Consider the following 18,917-nt stretch of genomic DNA (forward strand, 5'->3'; position numbering starts at 1 on the left):
CTGCTGGACACCGCCGCGCCGGAGCCTCCACTGCCAGCCGCGCCCGCCGCCGGCCTGCCGTCGGAATTGCTGCTGCGCCGGCCGGACCTGCGCGCCGCGGAACGACAGCTGGCCGCCGCCAGCGCCGACATCGGCGTGGCCACAGCCGAGCAGTATCCGCGCTTCAGCCTGCTGGCCAGCGGCGGCTGGGACAGCGTCCGCCCCGGCGACTTCGCCTCCCAGGCCAGCCGCTACTGGAGTTTGGGCCCGCAACTAAGCCTGCCGCTGTTCGCCGGCGGCCGGCTGCAAGCCCAGGTCAGGGCGCGCGAGGCCGGCTACGACGCCGCGCTGGCGCAATACCGCAAGGCGGTGCTGCAAGCGCTGGCCGATGTGGAAACCGCGCTGCTGCGCAACCAGGCCGGCCGCATCCAGGACGCGCGGCTGGCCGAGGGAGAAGCCGCGCTGCAACGCCAGCTTGGCCACGCCCGCCAGCGCGTCGCCGTCGGCGAGGCCGCGCAAAGCCACGTATTGGAAGCGCAGTTGCAGCTCGCTGTGCTGCGCGAACAGCGGCTGGCCGCGCGGCAAACGCTGTCCGCCGACCTGATCGCGCTATACAAGGCGCTGGGCGGCGACACACCATCCGCCGAGCCACCACGCTGAACCCACCCCCGCGCCGCGTTTAAGCTGCGCTTAAGTTTGCGGTGTTCCAATCACCTTAATCCCCTATCACAAGAAAGGACTAAGGCGATGAACCCTAGACTTCCCGTGCTCAGCCTGCTGCTGTTCGCCAGCGGCGCCTTGTACGCCGCCGCCAGCCTGTGGCAAAACGGCCTGCCCGCCAACTACTGGCAATGGCGACACGAACTGGTGCTGCTCAGCGGCGTGCAATTGATGGCCGTGATGAGCGCCGCCATGCTGCTGGCCACGCGCCCGCGCTGGCTGGAACCGCTGCTGGGCGGCCTGGACCGGCTCTACGCGCTGCACAAGCGCCTGGGCATCGCCGCCGGCCTGCTGCTGGCGGCTCACTGGCTGATCAAGCTGTCGCCCAAGCTGATGCTCGCTCTGGCCTGGGTCGCCCCGCGCATCAAGAGCGGCGGCGGCGGCAAAGACCCGCTGGTTTCACTGGCCAAGGACGTGGGCGAATGGGCTGCCTGGGCGGTGCTGGCCATGGTGATCCTGGCGTTGCTGCGCGCCGTGCCCTATCGCTTCTGGCGCAAGCTGCACCAGCTGTTCGCCCCGCTCTACTTGGCAGGCGCCTTCCACGGCCTGATCCTGATGCCGGCCGAGATGTGGGCGCAGCCGGTGGGCTGGCTGCTGGCCGCGCTGATGCTGATCGGCTCCGGCTGCGCGCTCTACTCGCTGGCCGGCCGCATCGGCAAGCGACAACAATACGCCGGCCGGGTGCAGAGCATCGAAGCGCTGCCAGCCGGGCAGTTGGAAGTGATCTGCCAGATGAAGGCCTGGCCCGGGCACCACGCCGGACAATTCGCGCTGGTCAACTTCGCCGCCCATGAAGGCGCCCACCCCTTCACCATCGCCAGCGCCGACCATGGCGACGGCCAGCTGCGTTTCATCATCAAGGCGCTGGGCGATTACACCCGCCGCCTGCCGGCCGAACTCCAGATCGGCCAGGCCGTCATCGTGGAAGGCCCTTACGGCCGCTTCCAGCCGCGCGGCGGCGCGCGCCAGGCCTGGGTGGCCGGCGGCATCGGCGTCACCCCCTTCCTGGCCTGGCTGCAAAGCCAGGAATTGGCCGACAGCCAACTGGACGTGGATTTCTACTACTGCGTGCGCAGCCGCGGCGAGGCGGCGCGGCTGGAAGAAGTGCGGCAAGCCTGCCATCAGCACGGCGTGCGGCTGCATCTGATCGAGAGCGAGGCCGGCGCGCGGCTGGAAGCCGGCATGCTGCCGGAAGTGGACGAGGTCTGGTTCTGCGGCCCGCAAGGCTTGGGCGAGGCGCTGCGGCGCGGCCTGAAACAACGCGGCGCGCAGGCGCCGGTTTTCCATCACGAGGCCTTCGCGATGCGCTGACGCAAAACGGGCGCTCCAACCTGCCGGAACGCCCGTCATGCACTCAAGCAAGCCGCTGCAAGGCGGCTGGCGCATCGCTAATCTAGAATCTGTTCAAAGTCTTGCGAGCTAGAGCGAGACAAGGCGGAAACGACCGAAGAAGCGGAATGTACATACGGTACATGAGCATGCTGAGGTCTTTTCCAACGCCCTTTTCTATCCATCCCGCCGCAGCGCAGCGCAGCAGATCGTAAACAGGTTCTTAGAGTCGCTAACAAAACCGCGCAGCGTACCTGAGCCAAGGCGCGCCGACGCAGGCAGTACAAGTCGTACGACAAGGAGGCGCAACGCAGGATCAGGGGGTTTTGTTAGCGGGTCTTAACGCGTGGCGTAGACGCTGCGCCTCCCCTGCCCATCAAAACTCAACACCTGATAGGGCTGCTTGCTCGGCCCCTCCATTCCCGGGCTGCCCATCGGCATGCCCGGCACCGCCAGGCCGACGATCTTGGGCTTGTCCTTCAGCACCTTCTTCACCAGATCCGCCGGCACATGGCCTTCAAACACATAGCCGCCGATCTCGGCGGTATGGCAGGAACGCAGATCCGCCGGCACTTTCAGTTTGGCCTTGACGGCGGACATATCCGCCTCGTTGCGGCTTTGCAGCGCCACGCCGTTCTTCTGCATATGCTCGGCCCAGGCGGTGCAGCAGCCGCAATACGGGTCTTTATGCATCAGCCCATCGGCGGCGGCGGCAAGCGGGGAGATCAGGGAAATGGCCAGCGCGGCGGCGGCCCAGTGCAGACGTTTGTTCATGAAACACCTTCCAATGCATCGAATGATATGAACCGCCGCGCCTCAAGGCGCGGGCAGTGGACAAGACAGGATCACTCAAAGCATTTGCGGCGGGCGCTCCGGCGGGGCGGGGATGAAACCGGACCATACCGCCTCGGCCTTGGCCTGCAGCACCGAGCGGATCGCCTGCAAGGGCAGACTGGGCACCGCCGGCCACGGCGCAGCCGGCAACTGGCAGCAAGCCGCGGCCTGGGCGGCGCTGGCCGGCAGGGTATGGCAAGCCGCGCCATCATCCGCCATCCACACGCAAGGCGCGCTGGCAGCCACGCGTCCGCCCATGCTCCAGCCGGCCTGCGGCAAGAGCAGCAGACACGTTAGCAACAGCAGCAAGGGCAGGCGGAGAGACATTGATTCAGAGACACGCGTGAGCCGGAACAGGCGTGGGACTGGCAGCTAACACCTTGGTTCCCAAATGCTTGCGGTATTTCTTGCGTCCCGCACAAAGTTTGAGCCACATCATGTTTCTGCCGGATCGCGGCCCTCACCCCCAAAAACGCCACAATCAATAACGATTCGCATTTGCGTTCTCATTAATTCGGTGGGATACTTGTGGTCCCATTTGACATTCCTTGCGCAAACAAAAAGCCAACGGCATGCACGGAGCGCCGACCCAGCCGGAACGCGGATCAAATGGGCCTCGTTCATGTGATGATTTTCTGGTATCCACGACAATGAAAACCTTTGACTCCGCCGCCCGTCACGGTGTGCGCCTCGCCCTGCTCTCCGCCGCTGTCTCCGCGCTCTACCTGCCCGCCGCCCACGCGGCGGAAGCCGAAGCCACCTTGCCCTCGGTAGTGGTGACCGCCACCGGCTATGAGCAAAAAATCAAGCAGGCTCCGGCCAGCATCTCGGTGATTACCCGTGAAGATCTGGCGAAGAAGCCGTTCACCAGCCTGACCGATGCCCTGACCGATCTGGAAGGCATCAACATTAATGGCGCAGCGCCTAGCGACAAGGACATCGCCATCCGCGGCATGCCCGGCGAATACTCGCTGATCCTGGTGGACGGTCGCCGCCAAGGCACCCGCGAAGTGCGCAGCCGCGGCACCGGCGGCTTCCAGCAATACCAGATCCCGCCGATGGAAGCGATTGAGCGCATCGAAGTGGTGCGCGGCCCGATGTCCTCGCTATACGGTTCCGACGCCATGGGCGGCGTGATCAACATCATCACCCGCAAAGCGCCCAAGGAATGGCATGGCTCGATGACGCTGGGCGGCACCATCACCGAGCATTCGAACGAAGGCAATACCGGCCAGAGCAGCTTCTGGCTGGGCGGCCCGCTGATGAAGGACCTGCTGTCGTTGCAAGTTTATGGCTCGCTGAACAACCAGGCTGAAGACAATATTTACTACAACAATAGCGGCGACGGCGGCAAAGATGCTAGCCACGTGGCCGACATCAACACCAAGCTGAGCTTCACCCCGAATCAGGACCACGAGATCACCTTCGAGGCCGGTCATAACGAGCTACGTAAGACAGTTACCCCAAGCAAGTCTTTGAGCTGGGACGACAAAAAGAATGACCAATACGATACTCGTGATCACTGGAGTCTGAGCCACAACGGCAAGTACAGCAATATCCGCTCCAATGTCGCGCTGTATCAGGAAATTGCTAAATCGAGCACTGATATCAACGGTGTCAACACAGGCAAAGGCCTGAAACTGACCAATACCACGCTGGATGGCCAACTGACCTTCCTGCTAGATCGCCACACCGTAAAAATTGGCACCCAACTTGGCCGACAAGTTGGCTCCGATATGCAGGCACAGGAAGCATTTGATCCAAGCAGATTCAAATACTCTGGTGCCCCCAACCCAGACAAAGTTACCGTCAATACGTGGTCGTTGTTTGCCGAGGACAGTTTCGAAGCCACCGACAACCTGACCATTACCGCTGGCGGCCGCGTCGATCATCACAGCGTGTTCGGCACCCACTTCACCCCGCGTGTTTATCTGGTTGAACACCTGAGCCCGCAATGGACACTGAAGGGCGGCGTCGGCAAGGGCTTCAAGGCGCCGACCATCCGCCAGAGCACCGACGGCTATTGCATGCGCTCCGGCAGCCGCGTGGAAACAGCCTTGCTGTGCGGCAACTCCAAGCTGAAACCGGAGGAAAGCACCTCTTACGAAATCGGCCTGCACTTCGACAATGAGCAAGGTCTGAGTGCCAACGCCACCCTGTTCAACAACGATTTCAAGAACAAGGTAGTTAGTTTCGGTACCGATCAATTCACGAATGAACTCATTGTCAGAGGCAAGCCGGCGCGTGTCTACATTTACGACAATGTGGATTCGGTCAATATCCGCGGCCTGGAACTGTCCAGCAGCTGGACCTTCATGCCGAAGTGGACGCTGTCCGGCAACTACACCTACACCAAGTCCAAGCGCGATGGAGGTAAGGAAACCTCCCTGAACGGGCAGTCTCTGAATGGCCTGCCGCTGGACAAGACCCCGGAGCACGCCGGCAATGTGAAGCTGGCCTGGGCGCCGATGGAGAAACTGGACCTGTACACTCGCCTGAACTTCGAAGGCAAGCAGTACTACACCGGCTTCCGCAATGGTGCTTACGGTATTCGTACCCGCGGTGGTTCCAGCACCTGGGATTTTGGCGGCAGCTACAAGCTGAGCAAGAAGTTTGACGTCAACTTTGCCGTTTTCAATCTGGCCGACCGCAAGGTAGCGATTGATGACCGCATGGGCAATGCAGAACTGGATCGCAGCAAAGCGCCGCTTAATGGCAACTGGATGGTCGACGAGGGCCGCCGCTATTGGCTGACCTTGACCGGCAAGTTCTAAGCCGCACCCTGACGGCCCGTCCCCGGACGGGCCGGAAACACCGCACGGCAGTTGCCGAATCCGCCGGATTCGCCAACTGCCTGTTCCCGTTTTTACGATTGGAGAATTGATGATGTTGAGCAGCCGCGCCCAATTGACCACGCCCAATGCCGACAAGGTGCTGTACAAGCTGTGCAAGCACTACGCGCTGAAAGTGCCCGTCGAGTTCGACAGCCACCAGGCCCATGTGCACTTTCCGATCGGCGAATGCCGCATCCAGCGTCAGGACGACACCCTGGACATGATCTGTGCCGCCGACGCCGCCGACAAGCTGGCCAAGATCGAATTCATCATGGACGAGCATCTGGGCCTGATGGCCAAGACGCCGGACTTGAAACTGGATTGGGCCAAGACCGAGTAAGAACCCCAACCCAGCCGCGTTTTCCGAGCGCGCCGGGCCTGCCCGGCGGCTCCCGTTTCTGTATGATGACCCGCTCCACTGCCAAAGCCTGTCGCCCCGCCCCTACGGCGGGCTTTGACAGCGGAGCCGTATCGCTCAAGGAATCACAATGAAAACACTGTTCTCCCGTCTGCTGCTGGCCGGCGCGCTGGCCGCGGCCACGCTGGCGGCCCAAGCCGCCACCGTCACCGACATCGCCGGCCGTAAAGTGGAAGTGCCGGCCAAGGTCAACCGCATCCTTCTGGGCGAAGGCCGGCTGTTCTACGCGCTGGCCCTGCTGGAAGGCAAGCAGCCCATCGCCCGCATCGCCGGCTGGCAGGGCGACTTCCGCCAGCTGGACCCGCAAACCTACGCCCAGTACAAGCAGCGCTTCCCCGCCATCGACCAGATTCCGCTGATCGGCAAGACCAGCGAGAACTCGGTCAGCGCCGAAAAAGTCTTGACGCTGCGCCCCGACATCGCCGTGTTCAGCATCTCCGGCCACGGCCCGGGCCTGAACAACCCCATCGTGCAGCAATTGCAAGCAGCCAAGGTGCCGGTGGTGTTCGTCGATTTCCGCAACGCGCCGCTGGAACACACCGTGCCCAGCCTGCGCATCATGGGCAAGGCGCTGCAGCGCGAGGCCGAGGCCGAGCGCTTCATCCGCTTCTACCAGGGCAAGATGGACGCCATCCGCAAAGTCGTCGCCGCCATCCCGGCGCAGCAAAAGCCCAAGGCCTTCCTGGACCTGCGCGCCGGCGCCTTCAGCAATGTCACCAGCGCCGGCCGCGGCAGCCTGGGCGAGCTGGTGGATGCCGCCGGCGGCGTCAATATCGCCGACAAGCTGATTCCCGGCGCGGTGGGCGAAGTGAATATGGAGCATGTGCTGGCCAGCAATCCGGATCTTTACATCGGCACCGGCACCGCCGACGCCGCCGACAAGACCGGCATCCAGTTCGGCGCCAACATCAGCGCGGCGCAAGCGCAGGCCTCGCTCAAGCGCACCGCCGCGCGCAGCCCGGTGGGCGCCTTGCGCGCGGTGCGCGAAGGCCGTACCTTCGGCGCCTGGCACCACTTCTACAACACGCCTTACCACATCGTGCTGCTGGAAGCCTTCGCCAAGGAGCTGCAGCCGGCGCGCTTCGCCAAGCTGGACCCGGACGCCAGCTGGAAACAGCTGCACCGCGACTTCCTGGCCATAGAGCCGCAAGGCACTTACTGGGTCAAGGGCGTTAAATGAGCAGCGAAACCATGACGCTTTCCGCCGCCATGGTGGCGGCGGACTACCGCCGCACCTTGCTGCGCCGGCTGCTGCTGGTGGCCGTGCTGCTGAGCCTGCTCGCCGTCTCGCTGACGCTGGACGTCACCACCGGCGCCAGCGGCATGCCGCTGGCCGAGTTCTGGCAGACGCTGTGGCACCCGGCCGCAGCCGATCCGGCCACCGAGGTGATCGTCTGGCAGATCCGACTGCCCTATGCGCTGATCGCCATCGCCGCCGGTCTGGCGCTGGGCCTGGCCGGCGCCGAAATGCAGACCGTGCTGCACAACCCGCTGGCGGACCCGTTCACCCTGGGCCTGCAGCCGGCGGCCGCCTTCGGCGCGGCGCTGGCCATCCTGCTGGACGTCAGCCTCCCCGGCATCCCCGGCCCGTGGATGCTGCCGGTCAACGCCTTCGTGTTCGCGCTCGGCTCCGCGCTGCTGCTGGACGTGGTGGCGCGCTGGAGCAATATGCCCACCAGCGGCGTGGTGCTGTTCGGCATCGCGCTGTTCTTCAGCTTCAACGCCCTGGTGTCCCTGCTGCAATTCGTTTCCACCGCGGACTCGCTGCAAGACCTGGTGTTCTGGCTGATGGGCAGCCTGTCGCGCGCGGACTGGCCCAAGATCGCCCTGCTGTTCGGCGCCTTCGCGCTGATCCTGCCCTGGTCGCTGAGCCAGTCCTGGCGGCTGACCGCGCTGCGGCTGGGAGAAGACCGCGCCGCCAGCTTCGGCATCAATGTGCGTCGGCTGCGGCTCAGCTCGCTGCTGCGCGCCAGCCTGCTCACCGCGCTGGCGGTGGCCTTCGTCGGCACCATAGGCTTCATCGGCCTGATCGCGCCGCATATCGCGCGCCGGCTGGTGGGCGAGGATCACCGCTTCTACCTGCCGGTGAGCGCGCTGACCGGTGCCGCCATCCTGTCCATGGCCTCGGTGGTGACCAAGAACCTGGTGCCCGGCGTCATCGTGCCGGTGGGCATCGTCACCTCGCTGGTGGGCATCCCCTTCTTCATCGCCATCGTGCTGCGCAACGGAGGCCGCCAATGAGCTCCGCCCTGTCCATCCATCAACTCTCGGTCAGCTACGGCAAGCGCCAGGTGATACGCGCGCTGGACGTGCCCTGTCTGCGGGCGGGCGACATCACGGCCTTGCTGGGCCCCAACGGCAGCGGCAAGTCCACCTTGCTGCGCGCCTTGGCCGGCCTGCAGCACAGCAGTGGCGACGTCCGCCTGGACCAGCGCGCACTCAGCCGCCAGCGCGGCGAAGTGGCCTACTTGCCGCAAACCCTACCGCCCAGCGTGCATTTGTCGGTGTTCGAATCGCTGATGGTGGCCGGCCAGGCCACCGCCGCCGGCCTGTCGCGCCGCCACGACGACCAGCAAGTGTTCGCGCTGCTGCAATCGCTGGGCATCGAGCAACTGGCACTGCGCTACCTGGACCAGCTGTCCGGCGGCCAACGCCAGCTGGTGGGCATCGCCCAGGCGCTGATCCGCGAACCGGCAGTGCTGCTGCTGGATGAGCCGCTGTCGGCGCTGGACCTCAACTACCAGTTCCACGTGATGGACCTGCTGCGCCGCGAAACCCGCCGCCGCGGCATGGTCACCGTCATCGTGCTGCACGACCTCAATGTGGCGCTGCGCCACTGCGACCGGGTGCTGATGCTGAAGGACGGCGCGCTGCAAGCCAACGGCGCGCCGGACGAGGTGATAGACAGCCAAAGCCTGCGCCGCGTCTACGGCGTCAGCGGCCGGGTGGAGCGCTGCTCCCAGGGCGTGCCGCATGTGCTGGTGGACGGGCTGCACAGCGGTTTGCGCTGAGAACCTGTTCATAATCTGCTGCGCTGCGGCGATACGGCGTTGAAAACAGCTTCGAAATGCTCATGTACCACTTGTACATTCCGCTTTCTCAGCTGTTTTCGCCTTGTCTCGCTCTTGCTCGCGAGATTTTGAACAGGCTCTGAGAGTCTGTCAGATGTCTGCTGCGAACGGCCGAGGCCCCGGCGCTACGCTCGCCGCCTCGGCCGTTTTCATTGCTGGCGCGCCTCAAGCCTTGCAAAACCCCAGCGCCGGATGGAAGCGCCAGCCATTGTCCGACTGCGGCAAGCTCAGCCCGCCAAAGCGCCGCGCGCAGGCGTCCAGCTCCATGCCCAGTTCCGCCGCCAGTTCGGCCAAGGCCGCCGGATAATCGCTGACGCCCCAGGGCCGGATATTCGACTGCGTCAACGCCGCGTCCAGCACCCGCTGGTTCAGGCTGGCCTCCACCGGCGTGAAATGCGGCGGCTCCGGCCACGGTCGGCTTTCCACCCGGTGCAGCGCGTAATCGTCCCCATCCTCGGTGGGCAATAACAGCAAATCCAGCTCCCGCTCGCCGCCGGCGCGGAAAGGCTGCTGCTGCGCCAACACTCCGCTGAGCAGCGCCTGCGGCTGCTGCCAACAGCTATACGCGCCCAAGGGCGCGATGGCCTGACCCTCCCGCCCCGGCCGGCTGCTGGCGGCCTTGGCCTGGCCGGCCGGCGACATCATCTGCGCCAGCCGCGCATGCTCCAGGTGCGACAAGCGCCGCTTCGGCTGCAAGGGCTCCGGCTGCGCGATGCGCGGCCGCGCGTCCAGATGCCGGTACTCGTCTTCCTCCAGCAGTTCGCTCAACAAATGGCTGTCCAAGGCAAACGCCTCGTTCTCGAAGCCCGGCCTGCGGAAGGCCGGCTGGTTGGGCTGTTCCACGCTGCGCAGATTGCGCTCACAAATCAGCACATTCACCTTGTCCCAAGGGTCCGGACGGTGGCGGCGCAGCCGGCCAGCCAATTGGATCAGCGAACGCATCGACGAGGGCTCGACTATCGCCCAGTCGTAATCGTGATCCCGACCCACCTCGGTCACCGGCGAGCCCAGCACGATGAACACATGCTCGCGCTCCGGCTCAGCGTCCAGCTCGCGACGGATGGCCGGCAGCGTGAACACCGCTTCCGCTTGCTCGCGGTTCAGCGCCTGGTCCAACTGGCGCTCGATGGCGGAACGCAACAGCAAGGGGTATTGCGAGTGGTAGACGCATAAATGCAGCTGCCAGTGCGCCGGCCACGGCAGCGCGTACAAGGCCAGCGCCACCTCGAACAAGGGCTGGATATTGGCCATGCGCACCAGGCCAAAGCTGACCGCCTGGCCGCTGATCGGGTCCCGCTGCTGATTGAGCCGGTGCAAGCGCTCGATAGCCGGCTGCAACTGGGCGGCGAACTCCCGACGCAAGGCCGGTGCCTGCCCCGGGTCAAAGCTCAACGGCAGCAGCTCGGCATTGCGCCGCGCCGGCTGCGTGGCCAGCCAATCGGCGCGTCGGCCGGCAAACTGACGTTGCCGCCGACGGAAAGCGTCGACATCGGCGCAATCTTCCTGGGCCCGGTCCTGTTCATCCACCCAGGCGCAGCACACCGCCAGCGGCCGTCCCGGCTGGCCGCGATTGGCCTGGAACTGACGGCGGCCAGCCAGATAGGCCTCGAACAAGCCTTCGATCAGCGCCGGCGGCAAGGTGGCGGACGACAACAGCAGCCGGCTACCCAGCAAGCCGGCCCAATGCGCCAGCCGAGTCAGCGCCGGCAAGTCCGCCAGGTCGAAATCGTCCGGCTCGTCCAGCACCAAGTCCCCGCTCATCAGCCGCAGCATGGGCGCGATCTGCCGACCGCCGCGCTGGCTTTCCGTCGCCGGCGTCAGATGGTCTATGGTGCACACCAGCAGCGGCGCTTGCAGCAGCTTGGCCGTTTGCGGATCGCGCAGCGCGCGCGACAACAACGGGTGCTCGCCGCCGGCCTCGTAACGCACCTCGCCGCCCTCGTCCCACAAAGCCTGGCGCGAAGCGGAGCCGCTGGCCTCCGCCTGCTGTTGATAGTGTTTGAACAACTGGGTGTTGGCGCTGCCGCCCACGCAGATGGCCAGATCGTCCTCGTTCAGGCGCAGCCGCTGGCGGAAGGCCTGACCGGTTTGCAGTGTCAGCGCGCGCAAGCCCAGCGCAAACGCGCAACGCAGGCCCAGCGCCGGGTCCGCCAAGGCGTACATGATCCGCGCATTGCCCAGCGTCTTGCCGCAGCCGGTGGACGCCATATTGACGATGAAAGCGCCCTGCTCCGCCCCCCGCGCGCGCATTCCCGCGGCCAAATCCGCGGCGCGGTCCTGCCAGTGGAAGCGCCCATCGGCGCTGCGCTGCAGCAAGCGCTTGCGCCGCGACAGCCGCGGCAGCTCGCGCTCAAAACCGGGCAAGGCGCGGCATACCAGGGCGCTCTGCTCCGCCACGCCCAGCAAATGCTCGTCCAGCGGCTGATTGAAATCGCCGGACCGGCCATGGGTATTCGCCCACAGCGGATAGCCGGCCTGGCCGCGCTTGTGCCGCAGCTGGCCGTAATCCAGGCTGGAAAAATGGTGATCCGCCAGCATCAGGCTCAGCCGCGCCACGTGCATCGCGTAAAGATTGTCCAGCCAGCGCGTCTCGCCGCGCGCGGTCAGGCGCGCGGCCAGCTTGTCCGCCAGCCGCGCGGCGCGGCGGCTCCAGGCCGGCGTGTTCACCGGCAGGCCCTGCGGGAAACGCCAATACGGCGCCAGCTGCGCCGGCTCGGCCTCCGTCTCCCGCCATTCGTTCCAGCGCGCGTCGATATGAGCCGGAATATTCAACAGCATGCGGCTTTGAAAGCCCTGCAGCTTGCCGCCCAAGCGGCATTGCCGCTCCTGCTCGAACTCCGGCATCAGCGGCAGCCGGTGATGCGTCAGCACCAGCCAGCCCACCGCGGCGGCCAGCGGCGGCAGACGGGAAAACGGCGGTTCGCACGCCTTCCCCATGCCGTCCGCCTGCAAACGCGCCAGCCAGCTGGCATGGTCCTGCTCCGTCGGCTGCCGCAAGCGCGCCAGCCAGCCGGCGTCGTCGTCATCGCCGACAAAGGCCTGAAACAAGCGTAGCGACACCCACTCATGGCGGTAGAGATTGCGCTCGCTCCGCTCGCCGCGCAGCCGTTGCTGAAACGCCTGGCTGGCCTTGCCCAAGTCGTGCAGCAAGGCCGCCAGGCCGGCCAGCAGCTGGATGTCCTCGCCGCTGTGCCAATCGTTCTCGTCCGCGCTGCGCAGCACATTGCGGCGGGTACTGTGCGTGGGCGTGGCGCCGTCGGCATTGAAACGGCTGGCGTCGCCGACGATCCACAGCAGCTCGCTATGGTCCTGGCCGCGTATCCAGTGGCAGGCCACCGCGGTGTTCTTGCGCGCGCTCTGGCGCAGCAAGCGCCGCAGCGTGTCCAGCCCGGCCTGGGTGATGGGCGTTTGCCAGACGCGGTCACCGCGGCGCTCGGCGAACTGGTCCAGAATCTGCCGGCTGCGCGTCAGCGCCTTCTTGTCGCATTGCGAAATCAGCAGGATATTCATGCCGCCCGCCCCCGCCGCTCGGCAACGTCCTTCAAGGTGTCGATGATGAAGTCCAGCGCTTCGCCGCGGGTCAGCGCCTCGATGCAGGCCTGGCGGAAAGTCTGCTCATCGTCGCCGCGCATCGCGGAAACAAAGGCCTGCGGCAGGATCAACGCGTCCTTGACCAGATCCGCCGCGTCGAACACCAGCCCGCCGCGCCGGGTCTTGCCGTGCAACACCGCCAGGCCGTGCGGCAAACCCAGCACCCAGGCCGCGGTGGCGCCCAGGCCGTAAGCCAGGTAATTGCCGTGATCCAGAAAAGCATTGGCCGGGTCCGTGCCGGCGCCGCGCTTGGCGCGGCTGAAATCGCCATAACCGGTGGCCTGCGCCGCCAAGCGGAACAGCAACTTGGTCAGCCGCGCCTCCTCGGTCAGCAAATGCGCATGGTCCGGCGCCTGGGCGATCGCCTGGCGCGAAGCTTGCAAGGCCGCCTCCAGGCCGGCCTCCTCCACCACGAAACCGGCTTCGCGCAAGGCGCGGCTGCCCAGCCAATGCCGCTGCAAGCAGCCCAGCCGCGCCAGCTGCACATCCTTGGCCGCAGCCAGCCGCTGCGCGTCGTCAAACCAGAAACGCACCCAGTACTGCAGATACTCGGTGGGCCGGTACTCGCTTTGCGGCGCAAACCACGCCGCCTCCTGCTCCAGCTCATTGGCGCTGAACAAGGGCGTGCCGCCCCCGCCGCAAAACCCCACCATCACCCCGGCCTTGGCCAGCTCCCGCATCGCCGCCTGCGTCACCGAGGTGCCGGTGCCCAGCAGGATGCAACTAGTGTTGGCGATGGGGATATTCCAGTACAGCGAAGCCTTGCCGGCATCGGTGACGTACTCCACCCGCCCGCCATTGACCAGCACCCGGCAGTGCTGCAGATAGTAAAGATTGGCGCGCTTGGAATGCAGAATGGTCTTGAGATCGGACGGGGAAAAATCTGACATGGCGATACCTTCGGGATGGAACGCGACAGCGCATCTTGCCATGAGCATGAAAAGTGGGACAGCCGGCGCGGACTACCCTTTTTTTCTGCCCCCTGGAGCCCACATTTAAAAACAATGACTTAGCGATAAGCTGAAAATTTGGGTCAAAGCCGAAAGAATCGCTGCAAATGCCCACGCCATAAGGACTGTGGGCGGTGTAGACTCTAGTTCACTGCCGGATAGGCAGCTTAGAAAATTGAGCGTGAAGCGGATCTGATGCTGTCGGAGTTCACTGCCGGATAGGCAGCTTAGAAAGCGATACCACACAGTGGCCGCAATCGTTGCAAGTTCACTGCCGGATAGGCAGCTTAGAAAATGCCCGAAATGATGGGCTATGGGTTTGCTCGTGTTCACTGCCGGATAGGCAGCTTAGAAAGTAGGCGGCAAGGCCTTTGAGGCCCTGCTCAAGTTCACTGCCGGATAGGCAGCTTAGAAATCGTCAAAATGAGAGGAGGTCATCATGTCCGAGTTCACTGCCGGATAGGCAGCTTAGAAAATGAGCCTGCAAAACCTGTCTTGCAAAGTGCTGTTCACTGCCGGATAGGCAGCTTAGAAAATCCAGTACTTGGTGACGTGGCCAAACGGCGGGTTCACTGCCGGATAGGCAGCTTAGAAAAGACGCCGAGGCCGCCGCGCGCCTGTATGTAGGTTCACTGCCGGATAGGCAGCTTAGAAAATCAGCAAAGGCCAGTTCAAGGGGCTGCTGGTGTTCACTGCCGGATAGGCAGCTTAGAAAACATGAAGCGCAGGCAGATGCCGTTGGCGCGCGTTCACTGCCGGATAGGCAGCTTAGAAACTACGCTGCAGACCAGCGCAAAAGTCCACATTGTTCACTGCCGGATAGGCAGCTTAGAAAACCATGAATGCTCGTTGTGATGGGTTTGCGCTGTTCACTGCCGGATAGGCAGCTTAGAAATGGACACCTCGGACGGTACAGCCTGGGCCACCGTTCACTGCCGGATAGGCAGCTTAGAAACGGAAGTGCCGAACCTGGGGGACATGACCAGGGTTCACTGCCGGATAGGCAGCTTAGAAAAAGTCGCATTGAGCAGCTCGCTCTTGCGCACCGTTCACTGCCGGATAGGCAGCTTAGAAAATCGACGCAGCAATGGAGCCTCCGCGCTGCACGTTCACTGCCGGATAGGCAGCTTAGAAAGTACACGCGGCCGTCGGCGGTGATGTCCATTTGTTCACTGCCGGATAGGCAGCTTAGAAATTGCGATCGGCCGCCCGCAAACGGCGCTCGCCGTTCACTGCCGGATAGGCAGCTTAGAAAGCGGTCATGGCGGACGCCGTGCAGATCACCAAGTTCACTGCCGGATAGGCAGCTTAGAAATCCTTCATTTCGGCGGCGGTCTTGCCGGTGAAGTTCACTGCCGGATAGGCAGCTTAGAAAGGTAACCGAGCCAGCCGCCACCGTCGCCGAATGTTCACTGCCGGATAGGCAGCTTAGAAATTGATGCCCAGGGTGTTGTCGATGTAGGTGGCGTTCACTGCCGGATAGGCAGCTTAGAAAAAGGAGCAACTGGCCGAGCTTGAGCGCTTGGCGTTCACTGCCGGATAGGCAGCTTAGAAAGAAAACCGCGACCGCGAGAACATGCATGTCTAGTTCACTGCCGGATAGGCAGCTTAGAAATGCCCTCCTCGGAAGCGTACTACACACCTTCCGTTCACTGCCGGATAGGCAGCTTAGAAAAGGGAGGCCAGGGACGCGCGCTTATTCGTGTTGTTCACTGCCGGATAGGCAGCTTAGAAATTACGCGCAAGTCTGGGGCAAGTCGGGAGAACGTTCACTGCCGGATAGGCAGCTTAGAAATTTGACGGACGGCCATTCCGCGGCCTTGTTGAGTTCACTGCCGGATAGGCAGCTTAGAAAATCTGCGGCAGGCCGCGCAGTGCCTTGGTGTGGTTCACTGCCGGATAGGCAGCTTAGAAATGGTGGCGCAGCATGGTGTTGCAGCGCTCGACGTTCACTGCCGGATAGGCAGCTTAGAAATCGCCGGCCGTCCTATAGTCGTACTGAGCAACGTTCACTGCCGGATAGGCAGCTTAGAAAAGCAGATACATTTGCTCAGCTGCGCGCGGCCAGTTCACTGCCGGATAGGCAGCTTAGAAATGCTTCGGATCGTGCGGCGGGAGCGGCAGCTCGTTCACTGCCGGATAGGCAGCTTAGAAATGGCAATGCGGCGCTGCCGTACCAGTCCGTGCGTTCACTGCCGGATAGGCAGCTTAGAAATCGCCCGGGGCGAAAGTCACGGTGTGCACGTCGTTCACTGCCGGATAGGCAGCTTAGAAATGCCTCGCGGCCTGACGCTGCCGAAGCCGGATGTTCACTGCCGGATAGGCAGCTTAGAAAATGCGGACGCTGCGCGTCCTTGCGTGTCAAGGGTTCACTGCCGGATAGGCAGCTTAGAAAGTGATGCGCGAGATTTACAAGCGCCTCGGCCCGTTCACTGCCGGATAGGCAGCTTAGAAAAGCACAGCCCCCTGCGTGCCCAGTAGTTCCGCGTTCACTGCCGGATAGGCAGCTTAGAAAATTCTAACAGTGCAACGTGTCGGCGACATTGCGTTCACTGCCGGATAGGCAGCTTAGAAAAATCAATATTAACTAGCAAAGGCTGCTCCATGGTTCACTGCCGGATAGGCAGCTTAGAAAGGTCTCGGCCGCAACACACTGTCCGATATGATGTTCACTGCCGGATAGGCAGCTTAGAAATCGTCTGCTTGGCAGCGCGCCCCAACCGTTTTGTTCACTGCCGGATAGGCAGCTTAGAAATACAGAAACAAGCGGATCGCCGCTGATCCGGGGTTCACTGCCGGATAGGCAGCTTAGAAATTTGACAGGGGTAGCAAGTGAGTTGTGCCTTTGTTCACTGTCGGATAGGCAGCTTAGAAAGCCTACGTGCATTTGACCCAGCCGCTGCGCATGTTCACTGCCGGATAGGCAGCTTAGAAAACATAGGGCAGAAAGGCAGTACCAATGAGCAAGTTCACTGCCGGATAGGCAGCTTAGAAACTCCAGGCCCTCCGGGAGATGTTGCAAACATCGTTCACTGCCGGATAGGCAGCTTAGAAATCCACCAGCGCCCGCGAAAAGTGCCAGCTCATGTTCACTGCCGGATAGGCAGCTTAGAAAACAGCGGCGGCGCTGATCTTCGCACCGAAACAGTTCACTGCCGGATAGGCAGCTTAGAAATTCCAGCTGTACCCCATCACGTCCATATTGAAGTTCACTGCCGGATAGGCAGCTTAGAAAACATGGAGCGCGTCAGCCTGAGAGTGTGGGCAGTTCACTGCCGGATAGGCAGCTTAGAAATATTCAGTCAGTTCGCCCAGCTCGGGCGACGGGTTCACTGCCGGATAGGCAGCTTAGAAACTCCGGGTTCGCGCAGAGGATGGGCGAGAGTTGTTCACTGCCGGATAGGCAGCTTAGAAAACGACGCTCTGGCCTGCGCCAGCCTTTTTGCGGTTCACTGCCGGATAGGCAGCTTAGAAAAACTTGCCATCGCCTTTAGGTGTGTACTCTGTGTTCACTGCCGGATAGGCAGCTTAGAAAAGGCACGGTGACACGCACCTGGTCGATTTCGTGTTCACTGCCGGATAGGCAGCTTAGAAACGTAGCGAGTGGCTGCCGGACCCTGGCGCGGAGTTCACTGCCGGATAGGCAGCTTAGAAATCAGGGAGCCACCCTGCAATCGGTCAGGCCCAGTTCACTGCCGGATAGGCAGCTTAGAAAAATGCGCATTCAAAAAACAATCAACATCGGCGGTTCACTGCCGGATAGGCAGCTTAGAAATCCTTGGATGCGTCAGACTTCACCCAGGTAGAGTTCACTGCCGGATAGGCAGCTTAGAAAAAAGAGATCGGCGCGCAGCTGGCCACCTTCCTGTTCACTGCCGGATAGGCAGCTTAGAAACGCTTCGCTGGCTTCCTCGATTGGATTGCCTGGTTCACTGCCGGATAGGCAGCTTAGAAAGACTTGTCGATGAAACGACCGAGGGCGGTCTTGTTCACTGCCGGATAGGCAGCTTAGAAAACTCCACGCGCTGCCAGATGTTCCCGCGGTCAGTTCACTGCCGGATAGGCAGCAAACAAAACGCCCCTGATGGGGCATTTTTCTTGATCAGCCGCCTGAACAAAGCCACTCCCAAAGGATAAAATATGCCAATAAAATCACCAAAGGAGTGGCCGTGGAATACATTGACTACGTCAATCAGGCATCCAAGCTGATCTCGCCCCTCACCGCCATCTTCCTGGGCGCGCTGCCGGTATTGGCCATTCTGTTCGTGGTGCTGCGCACTCAGTCCTACCACATTCCCTTGACGCTGCTATGGCGCATTGTGGGCGGCAAGAAGAAGATCAACGACAAACTGCTGGCGGACTTTCTGGATGAAAGAAACGCCATCATGAAGTTCCGTACCCTGACCGGGCTTAAGATCCGCACCAAGCAAGAGATGCTGGCGCTGATCCAATGGGTGGCCAAGCACAATGAGGATATTGATGACGTCAAACGCTGCGGGCATTACTTCAAGCTCAGCGAGCCCGGCAATATCACCTCGCCCAACAGACTCGGCAGCATCGCCCTACTGCTAGCGGTTTTCGCGCTGGGCATCGTCACCGCAGGCATGGTTGCCAGCACTGGCATAGACGATGGGCTTTATACCACCACGAAAAGCAAGACCTGGTTCTTTGCCAGCAGTCAAAAGACCATCACCGGCTTATGGGGCAAGAACAAAATCAGTGAAAGCGACTGCGCCAAACCCTCGCTTCCGGCCACGGGTTTCTCCCCTGGCGACGCCCAGATTTTTTGCAAATTCCTCAAGCAGGCCAATTACCCCAAAGTAATCAGCGACAGCGTATCAGAGCAACGCATGCTGTTTTTGTTTCTAAGTGCCTATGTCGGTGTCTTCCTGTTTATAACCGTACGGTTCTTGCAACGCCGTATCAGTGCGAAGGAGATGATTGATCGTCAAAAAGCACGCCAAGCGAAGCAGGAAGAAAGAGGTCAGCTCATCACCGAGCCTCCCCTCGTCACAATGGAGATGGCGGCCCCGTCTCCGGCAAGCCATAAGCAAGCAGATCCGGTTGTCAGCGAATGAAAACGGCCTGACAGCACAGATAAAAACGCCGCTCACCCAAGGTGAACGGCGTTTTCCTCAAACCGGCGCGGTTCAAGCCAAGCACCGCATCAACTCCTCTCCGCGCCGCCGTA

The 18,917-nt window shown here is 62.6% G+C and carries 12 protein-coding genes and 1 CRISPR repeat array; of the genes, 8 read left to right on the top strand and 4 right to left on the bottom strand.

The genetic code is table 11. From position 1 onward, the window contains the following. Together LQT98_RS02625 and LQT98_RS02630 are read left to right on the top strand one after the other, a co-directional pair. Positions 1 to 639 (top strand): TolC family protein (locus tag LQT98_RS02625; protein WP_231461018.1); only part of this gene is annotated, 639 nt, incomplete at its 5' end. 87 nt (positions 640 to 726) lie between these two features. After that, complete coding sequence (locus LQT98_RS02630) at positions 727 to 2,010, top strand: ferredoxin reductase family protein (RefSeq protein ID WP_231461019.1); 1,284 nt, start codon at positions 727 to 729, stop codon at positions 2,008 to 2,010. A 357-nt stretch (positions 2,011 to 2,367) separates the two neighbouring features. Here the strand turns inward: LQT98_RS02630 and LQT98_RS02635 are convergent, their stop codons facing one another. Both LQT98_RS02635 and LQT98_RS02640 read right to left on the bottom strand, forming a co-directional pair. Then, complete coding sequence (locus tag LQT98_RS02635; protein WP_231461020.1) at positions 2,368 to 2,802, bottom strand: DUF411 domain-containing protein; 435 nt, start codon at positions 2,800 to 2,802, stop codon at positions 2,368 to 2,370. Between the two features lie 75 nt (positions 2,803 to 2,877). Continuing rightward, positions 2,878 to 3,189, bottom strand: coding sequence for a hypothetical protein (locus LQT98_RS02640; RefSeq protein ID WP_231461021.1), 312 nt, complete (start codon positions 3,187 to 3,189; stop codon positions 2,878 to 2,880). Between the two features lie 323 nt (positions 3,190 to 3,512). Here LQT98_RS02640 and LQT98_RS02645 point away from each other — a divergent pair, with 323 nt between their 5' ends. The 5 genes from LQT98_RS02645 (at position 3,513) to LQT98_RS02665 (ending at position 9,125) form a co-directional block, all read left to right on the top strand. Further along, the gene (locus LQT98_RS02645) at positions 3,513 to 5,636 is read left to right on the top strand and encodes a TonB-dependent receptor domain-containing protein (RefSeq protein WP_231461022.1); all 2,124 of its coding nucleotides are present in this window, start codon (positions 3,513 to 3,515) and stop codon (positions 5,634 to 5,636) included. A gap of 109 nt (positions 5,637 to 5,745) precedes the next feature. Next, positions 5,746 to 6,036 (top strand): DUF2218 domain-containing protein, encoded by a 291-nt coding sequence (locus LQT98_RS02650; protein WP_227104831.1) that lies wholly within the window; start codon positions 5,746 to 5,748, stop codon positions 6,034 to 6,036. A gap of 148 nt (positions 6,037 to 6,184) precedes the next feature. Continuing rightward, positions 6,185 to 7,294: an ABC transporter substrate-binding protein gene (locus tag LQT98_RS02655; RefSeq protein ID WP_048408875.1), complete on the top strand. Its 1,110-nt coding sequence runs from the start codon at positions 6,185 to 6,187 to the stop codon at positions 7,292 to 7,294. Next, positions 7,291 to 8,355, top strand: coding sequence for a FecCD family ABC transporter permease (locus LQT98_RS02660; RefSeq protein WP_231461023.1), 1,065 nt, complete (start codon positions 7,291 to 7,293; stop codon positions 8,353 to 8,355). Before LQT98_RS02655 ends, LQT98_RS02660 begins: the two co-directional genes overlap by 4 nt. Beyond that, positions 8,352 to 9,125, top strand: coding sequence for an ABC transporter ATP-binding protein (locus LQT98_RS02665; protein WP_081574162.1), 774 nt, complete (start codon positions 8,352 to 8,354; stop codon positions 9,123 to 9,125). The genes LQT98_RS02660 and LQT98_RS02665 overlap by 4 nt, the downstream gene beginning before the upstream one ends. 225 nt (positions 9,126 to 9,350) lie before the next feature. Here LQT98_RS02665 and cas3f read toward each other — a convergent pair whose 3' ends face one another. Continuing rightward, on the bottom strand, positions 9,351 to 12,695 hold the full coding sequence (gene cas3f, locus LQT98_RS02670; protein WP_231461024.1) for a type I-F CRISPR-associated helicase Cas3f: 3,345 nt from the start codon (positions 12,693 to 12,695) through the stop codon (positions 9,351 to 9,353). Beyond that, entirely contained in the window at positions 12,692 to 13,666 is a 975-nt protein-coding gene (cas1f, locus tag LQT98_RS02675; RefSeq protein WP_231461025.1) for a type I-F CRISPR-associated endonuclease Cas1f, read from the bottom strand. Before cas1f ends, cas3f begins: the two co-directional genes overlap by 4 nt. Positions 13,667 to 13,872: 206 nt before the next feature. Then, positions 13,873 to 17,801: a CRISPR direct-repeat array (repeat unit 28 nt; unit sequence GTTCACTGCCGGATAGGCAGCTTAGAAA). 94 nt (positions 17,802 to 17,895) lie between these two features. Here cas1f and LQT98_RS02680 point away from each other — a divergent pair. After that, the gene (locus LQT98_RS02680; RefSeq protein WP_231461026.1) at positions 17,896 to 18,804 is read left to right on the top strand and encodes a DUF6216 family protein; all 909 of its coding nucleotides are present in this window, start codon (positions 17,896 to 17,898) and stop codon (positions 18,802 to 18,804) included. Positions 18,805 to 18,917 lie beyond the last annotated feature (113 nt).

Source organism: Chromobacterium aquaticum (assembly GCF_021129195.1).
Lineage (GTDB): Bacteria > Pseudomonadota > Gammaproteobacteria > Burkholderiales > Chromobacteriaceae > Chromobacterium > Chromobacterium aquaticum.

Bases quoted from the DNA above. Each gene is read 5' to 3' on its own strand.
- LQT98_RS02630 (WP_231461019.1), top strand. From the start codon at position 727: ATGAACCCTAGACTTCCCGTGCTCAGCCTGCTGCTGTTCGCCAGCGGC.
- LQT98_RS02635 (WP_231461020.1), bottom strand. From the start codon at position 2,802: ATGAACAAACGTCTGCACTGGGCCGCCGCCGCGCTGGCCATTTCCCTG.
- LQT98_RS02640 (WP_231461021.1), bottom strand. From the start codon at position 3,189: ATGTCTCTCCGCCTGCCCTTGCTGCTGTTGCTAACGTGTCTGCTGCTC.
- LQT98_RS02645 (WP_231461022.1), top strand. From the start codon at position 3,513: ATGAAAACCTTTGACTCCGCCGCCCGTCACGGTGTGCGCCTCGCCCTG.
- LQT98_RS02650 (WP_227104831.1), top strand. From the start codon at position 5,746: ATGATGTTGAGCAGCCGCGCCCAATTGACCACGCCCAATGCCGACAAG.
- LQT98_RS02655 (WP_048408875.1), top strand. From the start codon at position 6,185: ATGAAAACACTGTTCTCCCGTCTGCTGCTGGCCGGCGCGCTGGCCGCG.
- LQT98_RS02660 (WP_231461023.1), top strand. From the start codon at position 7,291: ATGAGCAGCGAAACCATGACGCTTTCCGCCGCCATGGTGGCGGCGGAC.
- LQT98_RS02665 (WP_081574162.1), top strand. From the start codon at position 8,352: ATGAGCTCCGCCCTGTCCATCCATCAACTCTCGGTCAGCTACGGCAAG.
- cas3f (WP_231461024.1), bottom strand. From the start codon at position 12,695: ATGAATATCCTGCTGATTTCGCAATGCGACAAGAAGGCGCTGACGCGC.
- cas1f (WP_231461025.1), bottom strand. From the start codon at position 13,666: ATGTCAGATTTTTCCCCGTCCGATCTCAAGACCATTCTGCATTCCAAG.